Annotated in this window: 11 protein-coding genes; 2 read left to right on the forward strand and 9 right to left on the reverse strand. The window is 44.9% G+C overall.

All coding sequences use genetic code 11. The features are described 5' to 3' along the window. The coding region (locus tag Q8O92_12200) for an MBL fold metallo-hydrolase (protein MDP2984077.1) at positions 1-324 on the forward strand (324 nt) is incomplete at its 5' end. 314 nt (positions 325-638) lie between these two features. On the opposite strand, the gene Q8O92_12205 is transcribed toward Q8O92_12200, so the two are convergent. From Q8O92_12205 to larE, 7 genes are all read right to left on the reverse strand, one after another. Continuing rightward, positions 639-956 (reverse strand): hypothetical protein, encoded by a 318-nt coding sequence (locus Q8O92_12205; protein MDP2984078.1) that lies wholly within the window; start codon positions 954-956, stop codon positions 639-641. 452 nt (positions 957-1,408) lie between these two features. After that, positions 1,409-1,933, reverse strand: a complete 525-nt coding sequence (locus Q8O92_12210) for a hypothetical protein (protein ID MDP2984079.1) — start codon at positions 1,931-1,933, stop codon at positions 1,409-1,411. A gap of 429 nt (positions 1,934-2,362) precedes the next feature. Further along, positions 2,363-3,460 carry a DUF2569 family protein gene (locus Q8O92_12215; GenBank protein MDP2984080.1) on the reverse strand — a complete coding sequence of 366 codons (1,098 nt, stop codon included), beginning with the start codon at positions 3,458-3,460 and terminating at the stop codon, positions 2,363-2,365. Between the two features lie 49 nt (positions 3,461-3,509). Further along, a complete protein-coding gene (locus Q8O92_12220; protein ID MDP2984081.1) occupies positions 3,510-4,001 on the reverse strand; it encodes a hypothetical protein in 492 nt (163 codons plus the stop codon). Between the two features lie 33 nt (positions 4,002-4,034). Continuing rightward, positions 4,035-4,589, reverse strand: coding sequence for a hypothetical protein (locus tag Q8O92_12225; GenBank protein ID MDP2984082.1), 555 nt, complete (start codon positions 4,587-4,589; stop codon positions 4,035-4,037). 250 nt (positions 4,590-4,839) lie between these two features. Continuing rightward, the gene (locus Q8O92_12230) at positions 4,840-6,018 is read right to left on the reverse strand and encodes a M20 family metallopeptidase (GenBank protein ID MDP2984083.1); all 1,179 of its coding nucleotides are present in this window, start codon (positions 6,016-6,018) and stop codon (positions 4,840-4,842) included. Between the two features lie 293 nt (positions 6,019-6,311). Then, on the reverse strand, positions 6,312-7,136 hold the full coding sequence (gene larE, locus Q8O92_12235) for an ATP-dependent sacrificial sulfur transferase LarE (GenBank protein ID MDP2984084.1): 825 nt from the start codon (positions 7,134-7,136) through the stop codon (positions 6,312-6,314). Between the two features lie 221 nt (positions 7,137-7,357). On the opposite strand from larE, the gene lexA reads away from it, so the two are divergent. Further along, entirely contained in the window at positions 7,358-7,984 is a 627-nt protein-coding gene (gene lexA / locus Q8O92_12240; protein MDP2984085.1) for a transcriptional repressor LexA, read from the forward strand. Between the two features lie 329 nt (positions 7,985-8,313). Here the strand turns inward: lexA and Q8O92_12245 are convergent, their stop codons facing one another. Continuing rightward, complete coding sequence (locus Q8O92_12245; protein ID MDP2984086.1) at positions 8,314-9,573, reverse strand: Glu/Leu/Phe/Val dehydrogenase; 1,260 nt, start codon at positions 9,571-9,573, stop codon at positions 8,314-8,316. A 143-nt stretch (positions 9,574-9,716) separates the two neighbouring features. After that, positions 9,717-11,102 carry a hypothetical protein gene (locus Q8O92_12250; protein ID MDP2984087.1) on the reverse strand — a complete coding sequence of 462 codons (1,386 nt, stop codon included), beginning with the start codon at positions 11,100-11,102 and terminating at the stop codon, positions 9,717-9,719. Positions 11,103-11,311 lie beyond the last annotated feature (209 nt).

Consider the following 11,311-nt stretch of genomic DNA (forward strand, 5'->3'; position numbering starts at 1 on the left):
CATACGCCGGGACACACGCCTGATTCGATCTGCATTCTGGCCGGAAACGATCTGTTGACCGGAGATACGCTGTTTGTGGGAAAAGTAGGGGGAACAGGATACGGACAGGACGCGCAGGATGAGTACGACAGCCTGCATCGGAAGCTTATGACACTCCCGCCTGATACCCGTATATGGCCAGGACATGATTATGGACTCAGACCTTCTTCCACTATCGGCGAAGAGCTTGAGCAGAACCCGTTCATCCTCAGGGATTCATTCGAGACATTCCTGGAATTAAAAATTGGGTGGGCGGAATACAAGCGGATTCATGGGATAAAGTAAAGAAAAAAGATTGTCTGAACCACTGATTCGTGTGATACATGTGATAAAATATGATGAAAGCGGAATCTTTTATCAGTAGTAATCAGCCCTTTATCACGCGCATCACCGGTTCAACAGTTTTGGAAGGGAATTATATACAGTGTCAGCCGGGGAATAGAGAAGGGATAATAAACTGCACTGCCTTTTATTTAAGTCCGTACTCGTCTATTAATTTAAGTAAACCCTCGCGCCCTATTTTGGATTGATTTGGGCCCAACCATCTTTAACGAGTAATCGTATTAATTCTTTACCCGTTATTGCAGGAAGATCACCCATCAGCAAGAACCTAAAGGTATTAATTGACGATTGAAATATTGATTCGGGTTATAAGTCATGGGAATATTTCGCGGGGGGACATGTTCGTTATAATGAATTTCCACACCATGTTCTTTGAGGAATCTTTCACATTCTCCAACATCCTCAAGAGTATTAAGGTGTAAAAAAACCATTTCGTTCAGGCTTTCTGTAACTTCTTCAAATGTCTCACCATCCGTTGCGGTACCCAATTCCTTACAAACGCCTGTCCACAAATTACCTTCTTTGCGGAACTCCATCGTAAGCTCAATATATCTTTTTTTAGAATGGTGTGTCATTTTATCCTCCTCTTATGCTTATAATCTACTCTTACAACATATTGCTTGTCAAGCATAAGTTGACATAATGTTGAACTTCTGCATTTCCCGGTTATCCGCGCGATGAGACCCTCTTCAGCCATTCGCTGAAATGTCTTCCTTCGAGAAGCTTTGTCACGTGGTGTCACGATTCCGAGTTTTCTGTCACATTCTGTCACGGTGAAGTCACCGGTTGTCACGCTGATTCATCAGCACATTCGAGATAAGGTGCGCAGAGTATGATTTTCAGAAGCATTGCATAACATACGTTATCTTTAAAGAAAGGGTGGACGGAATACAAACGGATTCATGGAATCAAGTAAAGGAGAAGATTGTCTGAACCGGTGATTTGTGTGATGCTTGTGATAAAAGATGATGAAAAGATAAAAGACGAGGGAAAAAGAGGAAAATAAATAGTGATGGATTAGAGGTAATTATACAGTTTCTTCTTTTAAATATATTAAATTTGATATTGTTCTAAAAACTACAACCACTATGTAAATCTCATAACCAGTTGATAATGAAAGAATTACTAATTCAAATACAACTCCCAATTTATGAATAGAACTTGCGAACATTAAACAAAATACAAAAGCAATTAGACTCGACACAATCAATATCGTTGGTTTTTTTATTTTGTTTTTTATTTCTTCGATTTTTTTAAGTATTTCCACCCATTTATTAAAATAGAGTTTGTGTTCTTGCTCTATGTATGTGTTATTATCTATTTTTTTACTTTTATCTTCTAAAATTAAATTATCAAATTCTATGACATATTTCGGATGTGGATACTTATTAGGATTTGATATGAGAAAATTCCTAATCATTTCTACTTTTGACTGCAAAGACTGAATTTTGAAAATAACAAAAATACCTACAAGTGAGATTATAGCTGCATTTGATTGCAAAAGCGCACTAAAAAAATAAAGAGAACTGCTGTCAGAAAAGAGGTTACACATAATCAAACATCCAATTGGGGGTTTTTCTATACTTTTTTTTCTGTGAAATAATGAAAGTTTTCATCGTATTACACTCATGATTTCCCTATCTTATTTTTTTTTGCCAGAAATTAAAAATGGCGAATAAACAAGCAATAATAATTATTAGTCGTAGGAATCCTGGTAACATTATATCTTTTATTACACCAATTAATAATGCTGCTAAAAAAAGCATAAGTATTGTTAAGGATATTCGCTTAATTAGAAGCATAACTCTTCTCCTCTTTAAAAATGTCTCTATTACTTTAATCTGAAGAATTCCTCGGAACTCTGTTCCGGGGTTACTTCTTTGTCTTTTGTTGGTAGAAATTCCAATGGCACAAAGTGCCAGGAAATTGGCGTAATGCCTCGCAGCTCTGCTGCGGGGATAGTCAATTTCCAGGAATTTCTTTACTGTCCATAGGTGTTAATAACACGTTTTGACTTAGACAAGTATGCTGTCCAAATGCCAGCAGTAATAACCGAGGTAAAAAGACCTCCCACGAAGTCTGGGTTCATTACACCCAGGATTGCCTTAGGTATCATAAAACCCATCAAAATCGTTGCAATAGGGCCTGACACCCAAAGGATTACTTTTGCCCGAGTTACAACCGACCGATCTTTACCTTGAGCCAATCCAAGGCCACCGTAAATGCTAAGAGCAGCGAACAAGAGAAAAGTTACCCACACGATAAGCTTAAAGTTTCCCCATGCTTGATATATTGATTCAGATGTACTTGTTTTTGATTTCTCTGCCTTTGTTATTTTTTCTTTCGATTCTATTGATTTCGGCTGCGTCGGTTCTTCATCCGCAGGGACGACAAAACCCCATTTCAATTTTTGCATAGTACCATAATTGTCGGCGCTTTGCAAATTCTGATTATTTATCTGTGCCTGTCGGCTTTTTTCGTAAGCAATTACATCATCTGCGGTGAAATGTGGAGTGATTGTCTTATTTATTTGTGGAACTTTAGGCATAGATATAGGTTGTATGTTTTGACTTTTCTCATAAGCAATAATATCATCCACAGTAGCCCGTTCGCTCTGTTTTTGCCATGCTGGTTCAACATTGCCTTCTTTAGGGGCAACAGAAGTATTGGATAGTAAGACCTTCAATCCTGGATATTGATTTTCTATAATTATTATATTCCTACTAATACTTCCAGCCCCTAAAATCGGCCCGATTACAATCATACCTGCTATAAGAAATAAGAGAAATCCGCCGACTCCGGAAGGCCCTTGCTTATAAAGTTTTTGAGGTTGCTCTTTTGAATTTTTGGAGAGAAATAACGCAAGACCACCCACTAATAGAACTCCTACCCATTGAATTAGGAGCATTGAAACATTAACGGTCGCCCTCCCTCCGGGAGGATCAATAATCCATCCATAACCTTTATTTATTGAAATACCATTATTGTTGACCAAATGAAACGGCGGATACATTAGCATCACAATTATCAAAACTATCATGGAAACGATTATGAGCTTCTGGTTCTGATTAAAGTTCATGATCTTTCTCCTTGAAAGCAATAATTAGCTACTTTTTGAAAGGATTATTTTATAGTTTGTCAATCAAATCAGGAATCTCATCTATATATTTCTTTCTTGAAAATCTTTTAAAATAACGTATAATAAATGGTGTACTCATAACATATTTTGTATCCATCTTATACTTAAACATATCTAAAATCACATCCTTTACTTCATTGAATGCATTTGGCTGTTCATATTGGTCAATCTCTTTCATTGCATCTATCATTTTTTTTATTGTTTCAAAATCAGTTGATATTTCTGCTGTCAATTTCGCCCATATTTCTACATTTTGCAGTAGATCATTCGACTTTGAATTATCAAAATTTCCCTTTCCATATTTTTCAAAAAGTAAATACTCTTTACGTTGCATAGTATAACATATTAATTCACTTTGCCTATAAAAAACATTTGCTATCGTGTTTGATAATTCTTTCGGATATCGTTGCATCTGAGTCTTATAAGGCTCCCAAAAAGATCGACAAAATTCAATTACATTACGATCAATTATCTGTGCCATCACATTTTCTCATTACTTTTATTGTTTATCGTCTTAAGAATTATTCTTCATGCGTTGCCCAGTAGCTATTATTGTGTTCTTTGGATTTTTTTGTACAAAGGCTCTTATTTCACTAATTACATGTTCTACATACTCTTCATTAATTTGGAAGGCCTTTATTAAGGCAGGGGTATCCTGGGCGCATATCTCGCGCTTGGATAGCAAAACGGATAGTTTCATATCAAGGGTATCTTTTGTCTCGCGTTTGACGACATATATAATGAAGGAAACTAACGAATCTGTTGGTGCTTTATCGTCTAAATCATTCTTAACGCCAGTTGAAGCAAGAACCATCAGTCGGTGAGAATTGAGCATATCGAGAATATCTGAAGAGTTCTTACCTTGTTTTAGAAAGATATCATACTGTTCTGTTATATTCATTATCGTGGCAGGGATGGTAGTGAGGAGTTCATTAAGATTAAAAGTGTCCAGCATATCTCGGTTTCCGTATTTGTACAAGTAAGGCTTCACCATATCCCAAAACATTCTTCGAAGGAAATCTTCAAGTGACTCTTGATTAATGCCTGTTAGTCTGTCAAAAAATTTCATGTCCATGCTCCTCTCTTCAAATAACTATGCGTGATTGGCTCCCGTTGCACAAAACCAAATAACCAGACATGCTCCGATACAAAATACAGCCAGCAGACGATTGGTGAATTGAGTGCGGACTACTTTTCTCTCCAATTCCTCTAAGCGTTTTTCTATGGTCATGGCCGTCCCCTATGTTGGAGAAGTGAGGAATATTATGCAAGTTTAGTGGATGGAATATTTGATTATATAAACAAAAGAAAATTACATGTCAAGGGGAAAAAGGAAGTCCTTTTTCCAAAAATTTCACCGCAATTCCGGCCATGATCCGTATTCCGAACGGTATAGCTTCATCGTTGAAATCATAGGATGAATTGTGCAGAGGCGGCCTGTCCCCCACCCCGATGCGGAGGAATGAGCCGGGGATTTTTTCCAGATAGTAGGCAAAATCCTCGCCGCCCATGACCGGATCCTTGATTTCTACCACATTGTCTGCGCCCAGAATATCGAGCAGAGCATCACGGGCAAAAGCGGTAGAACGCTCTTCATTGATAACCGGAGGATACCCTGCGGTCAGAGCAAACTCCGCTTCAGCCCCGGAAGCCCGGGCGGTCTCCACAATCATACGCTCCATGAGCGGCGGTATCTGACGGCGGGTTTCCGGATCGAGGGTACGGATCGTTCCAGAGAGGAGCACCTCATCCGGGATGACATTCACCGCGTTTCCGCCGTGGATGGAACCGACCGTAATGACAAGCGGGGCAAGTGGATTGATCATCCGTGACCGGATGAGCTGGATGCCTTCGACAATACGGGCAGCGGTGACAATGGGATCGATGCCCGCATGAGGCATGGCGCCATGGGTCCCTTTCCCTTTTACCGTGATAACGAAATCATCGGTAGAAGCCAAAGCGGGACCGAAACGGTACCCTGCTTTGCCGACACTCAAGGAAGGCCAGCCGTGAACGGCAAATATTGCTTCCGGCGCAGGATTTTCAAGGGCGCCGTCCTTTATCATCTTATCTGCACCTGCGCCGCCTTCCTCCGCCGGCTGCCAGAGACACAAGATTGTTCCAGTAAGCTCAGCCTCCATCTGTTTCAACACCCAGGCAGTCCCCAGGAGAATTGCAGTGTGCCCGTCATGACCGCAGGCATGCGCAACGTTGGTGTTCGCCGATGACCAGGGAAGATTCGTATGATCCGGAATGGGCAATGCATCTATGTCCGCCCGCAGAGCCACTATATGTCCGCTTCCCTTGCCGATGACTCCAATCACCCCGGTTCCGGCGCAGCGGCGGTGTTTTATGCCCGCCCGGTCGAGGAATGATTCTATGGTCGATGCGGTCCGTGTTTCCTGCAGCTTTATTTCCGGATGACTGTGCAGATCATGCCGGATGGAGATCATCTTTTCCAGAACAGAGTCCGCAAGTTGTGAAATACGATCATGCATTTCCATGCTCCCGTGATTAAATATACAAATTCATTGGCAATAGATGCCGAAACGGTTTCATCGTTCCCGAGAAACGGCAACGGTTTCATCGTTCCCGAGAAACGGCAACGGTTTCATCGTTCCCGAGAAACGGCAACGGTTTCATCGTTCCCGAGAAACGGCAACGGTTTCATCGTTCCCGCAAAGCGGCAACAAGTTCGGTATGACACGTGTCATCCTGAACTCGTTTCAGGATCTAAACACTCAAAACATGCGCAATTATTTATGTCGTCATGTATAGATGCCGAAACAAGTCATCCTTCTTTAGGCAGCGGCTCGTTCATGCTTCCTGTCCGATATCCCTGGAGATCAAGGGTAATATAGGTAAATCCCAATTCTTTCAGCCTGGTTGTCACTTTTTTACGATTATCTTCACTGGAAAGAAGAATATTCGTATCATCCGCATCAATCTCGATTCGAGCGAGATCGCCGTGATTTCGAACCCGGTAACGTGACATCCCCATGTCATGCAGCACCGCCTCTGCTTTCCATGTCCGTTCGAGCAGCTCCGGAGTGATACGAGTCCCATAGGGGAACCGTGAGGCAAGACAGGCGAAGGACTGCCTGTTCCAGGTCGGGAGACCCAATTCTTTACTGACAATACGTATCTCCGCCTTGGTAAAACCGCATTCCTTGAGCGGGCTTTTTATCCCCAGCTCGGATAGTGCACGCATTCCCGGACGATAATCGCCAAGGTCGTCCATATTCGATCCATCTATGAGTATATGAATATCTTCTGCATCTGCTTTTGCACTCATCAGGGAGAAGAGCGTCTTTTTACAGTGATAGCAGCGCTCCGGTTCATTGGCGCTGAATTCAGGTATATCGCAGGCCCGCACGGGGATCTCGATCAAACGGGTGCCGATCAGGTCGGCCAATGCACGTGTTTCCCGAATAGTATCAGGAGGATAAGCTTCTGAATCCACGGTAATCGCCACGGCCCTCGTATCCAGAACATCTCGTACGACTTTTGCGAGAAAAGTGCTGTCAACTCCTCCGGAAAAAGCGACCGCCGCCTTACCGTATGATCCTACCAGGGACACCAGGGCATGATATTTTACTTGAAGAGCAGAATTCATTAGACAACCTGCACATCATGATAGATATTCTCTAAACTATTGTGCATACATGAAAATCCACTTGACAAAATATTATCTATCAAATATATTTATAACAAATTTGAAATCCACATAGGCAAAGTATGGACACTTAAATTTTCTGAACCGTGTCTATGTACGGTAATATCGTGTTATGAGGATTTCAAAGCAACTGATAAACCTACAATCGGAGAGGAATGAACATGAAAAAGATCCTGACCGCGCGTCAACAAAACATTCTGGATTTCATTGAGAGTTTTTTGCATAAGAGGGGATATCCGCCTACTTTAAGAGAAATCGGGAATGAATTCGGCATCAGCTCCACCAACGGAGTGCGGGTGAATCTCGCCGCCCTGGAAAAGAAAAAGTATATCATCCGCCGACCCTGGCTCTCCCGGGGCATCGAGCTGATTTATGCTCCGAAGACACAGCAGATCGAAGGTGAAGTCGGATATGTTCCCATCATCGGCAAGGTAGCTGCCGGAGAACCGATTTTTGCGGCGGAAAACATAGAGGGCATGCTCGCAATCGATGACAATTTCCTGCCGACCAAAAAGGTATTTGCACTGAAGGTCAAGGGTGACAGCATGGTGGGCGCCGGCATAGTGGACGGCGATTATATCCTGGCCAGACGTCAGCACAACGCCGAGGCCGGAGATATCGTGGTTTTTATCGTCGGAGACGAGATCACGGTCAAAAAGTATGATACCAAGGGAGACAAGGTTCTTCTTATTCCGGAAAATGAAGCATATGAAACCAGGGTTATCAAGAAAAATTCCTCGGATTTGCAGATTGCCGGGAAAGTGGTTGGTCTTATTCGCAAGTACTGATTTAGAGATGCCGAAACGGTTTCATCGTTCCCGCGAAGCGGCAACAAGTTCGGCATGACGTCATCCTGAACTCGCTGCAGTATCTATCAGTCTTGTGAAAATCACTTTGATTGAATGAAATCCCAGCTTTTTAAAACTCACTTCTTGGTCTCCTCTCTATACTAGAGAGGAGATAACTCGATGCTGGTCTTATAGTTCCCCCTCTCTAGTATAGAGAGGGGGTTAGGGAGTGAGTTTCGGTGGAAAAGAAAATTACAGTATTTCACAAGCCACCCCCTAAAACCCCCGCACACTATCGCCGGGGGTTTTTTTATGGGAAAATGTACTTTTCAGGGCCGTAAACCACGCACCCGTGCGCATTCCGCCACCCTCCCGATACCCAGCATAAGTGCGGCCTGACGGTTTGTTACTTTTTTATCCAGCGAAATCCGGCGTACCGAGTTATAGGCATTCCGCATGATGCTTTTAAGCTTGTCGTTAATCTCTTTCTCATGCCAGAAAAACGCCTGAATATCCTGCACCCACTCAAAATAGGAAACTACCACCCCGCCTGCATTGGCGAGAATGTCGGGAATGATGAACACCCCTTTTTCGTTGAGGATTTTATCCGCTTCGTTGGTCATGGGGCCGTTGGCGCCTTCCACAATCATGGAAGCCTGAATCCGAGGTGCGTTGTCGCGTGTAATCTGACCCCCCAGCGCAGCAGGAACGAGTATGTCGCAGCTCAAGGTAAGCAATTCTTCGTTGGTGATCGGCTCGACATCCGGGTATCCCTGCAGGTGGGTATGCTCGCGGGTATAGGCCATGACTTTTTCGATATCGAGTCCTTTCTTTGAATAGATACCGCCCTTTTCATCGGAAACTGCAAGAATCTTGCACCCTGTTCGGGCAAGCAATTTCGCCGCCACTGAACCCACATTTCCAAACCCCTGCACCACAGCGGTCTTCTCGGCAAGATTAATGCCCAGTTCGTTGGCCGCTTCGATGGTGCAGTAAACCGCGCCGCGGCCGGTAGCTTCGGGACGGCCTTCCGAACCTCCGATGCTGAGCGGTTTTCCGGTAACCACTCCGGGAACCGAATATCCCTGTATAATACTATAGGTATCCATGATCCAGGCCATGTGCTGGGGGCCGGTGCCCATGTCCGGCGCGGGTATGTCCTTCTCCGGACCGATCATCGGTGAGATCTCCCAGGTATACCGGCGGGTGAGATTCTCGATTTCTCTCATGGAAAGCTGGGAGGGATCAACCCGAACGCCTCCTTTCGCTCCGCCATAGGGGATGTTTACCACAGCGCATTTCCAGGTCATGAGCGCAGCAAGACCGATGGTTTCATTCAGATCGACTTCCGGGTGAAACCGTATCCCGCCTTTCGCCGGGCCGCGGGCGATGTTATACTGTACCCGGTAACCTTCAAACGATTTAACGGTACCGTCATCCATGTTGATCGGGCATGAGACGATCAATATACGCCTCGGTTTGGAAAGCCGTTCGCGGATGTTGTTTTCCAAACTCAGAAGATCGGCAGCTTCGTTAAATTCGGCCATGACCTCTTTCAACAGGTCGCCGTGACTTTTATTTTCAGCCATTATTCCCTCGTTCGTAATGGATGTTTTCCATCAATAGAGTTATCTCATATGGTTCAAACTGTATTTTTTTCACTTTGTGCCTCTGTGCCTTTGTCCTTTTGTGCCTTTTCTTTTTACTTTGTCACTTTTTAGCATTTTCTTTATCAATATCCCCGCTTCAGATACTGGGCCTGGGCAAGGTCGTCATATTCCTTGCCTCCGTTCTCATGATAGCCTTTCCAGTAATAGGGCATCTCGCCGCGCCGCGCCATATGGTCGGTCCATTGGGCGGTAAGCATCCAGAGGACCAGGTCGCCGGTCAGCCCGGCAGCCGGGCTCACCTTTTTCTCGAATCCGGGGACTGCAATCACTCCGGCGCTCTCATCGGCGTAGGTGTTGACCGCATCATCCACTTCCTTGAAAAGCCGCAGGCCGGATGAATCGCCATCGGTGGCGAAAGGGCAGAATGCAGTAGAATATGCCCCGATCTCCCGAGCCCTTCGGGCGACCGCTATCTCCTGGAGGTTATTGGAGGTAAAGGCGCCTATAAGGATAATATCGGTATCACGGACATCGTTGGCTTTTTTCTCATACTGATCCGCAATCATGGAGCTGGATGCGCAGATATAGGCATCGTTCACAAAAATATTCCGGGCGCCGTCATAAGGCTGGACATCCTGGGGATGCCCGTAAACCAGCATGCGGGCATGTTTTTCGAGCACCAGGTCCGCCCATTTTTCGGCGATACGGTCGATTTTGGGACGGTCTGTGCGGACCATGGCAAAGCGCTCCAGAAGGATGTCCAGGTATTTCTTTGCCGGGTCGACGCTCGAGCCTTTTCCCTTGCTGCCGATGAGATTGGCAAGGGAAGCGGTGCAGGCCCAGTATACCGCGAACTGACAGATGCCGCTGGAGGGACAGAGCGCCAGTTGGGGAATCTGGGGCGCATGTACCAGGCCGTTATCCCAGGGCGCCTGGCTGTCGATAACGAGATCGGAGATTTCCTCGATAGAGAGTTTCATGGTTTCCGGCCGGAGACCTTCCGGCGGCGTCCTGGCGAACTTGAAATAATTGTTGGTGACTCCCACCACATACACGCCTCTCTCGCGGACTTTCTTTGTATTTTCATCCACCCGGTCGGTGATGAGAAAGTCCCCCTTTTTCATGGCGTTGAATTCTGCCTGGGTAGGGGTGATACCGCACTGCGGCAGAACCCAGGGCTGGCCGGGAATGTCCCTGCTTCCCGCGAACATGGAGTAGTGGCCGTACACCACATGCGAATAGACTGATCCGCCTTTCTGTTTCGATTCAAAAGCCTTTTCCATAGCCTTTGAAATGTTTCCTAACTGGGTGTCCCGTATTCCGGTCACAATAGCCAGGGCGCTGTCGTAAAATTGATCCATGAAGGATTTTTCCGGCGGCTTGAATTTCTGATTGAAATTAGCATCGATTGCCCCGGCCTGCGGGATAGCGACCAATACCGCCGCCCCAGCTCCCAGAGCAGTCGAACTAGCTATAAATGAACGCCGTGAAATCTTTTTTTTACTCATCGCCGTACCTCTCTTATGATAGAAATATTAAAAAACTATCTCTCAAAGGGGCAAAGAATGTCTGAACCATGATTTATAGGATTAGGGGATGACCTCGATTAAATGAAACTCCCCGCCGCAAGCAGCGGGGTATCTTGTTAGGTTTATTCTTTTCAAACGCCGCAAGCGGCGGGGAATTTAACCCATAGAGATTAAACTCAAGAATCAAG

It is taken from the genome of Candidatus Latescibacter sp. (assembly GCA_030692375.1).
GTDB lineage: Bacteria > Latescibacterota > Latescibacteria > Latescibacterales > Latescibacteraceae > JAUYCD01.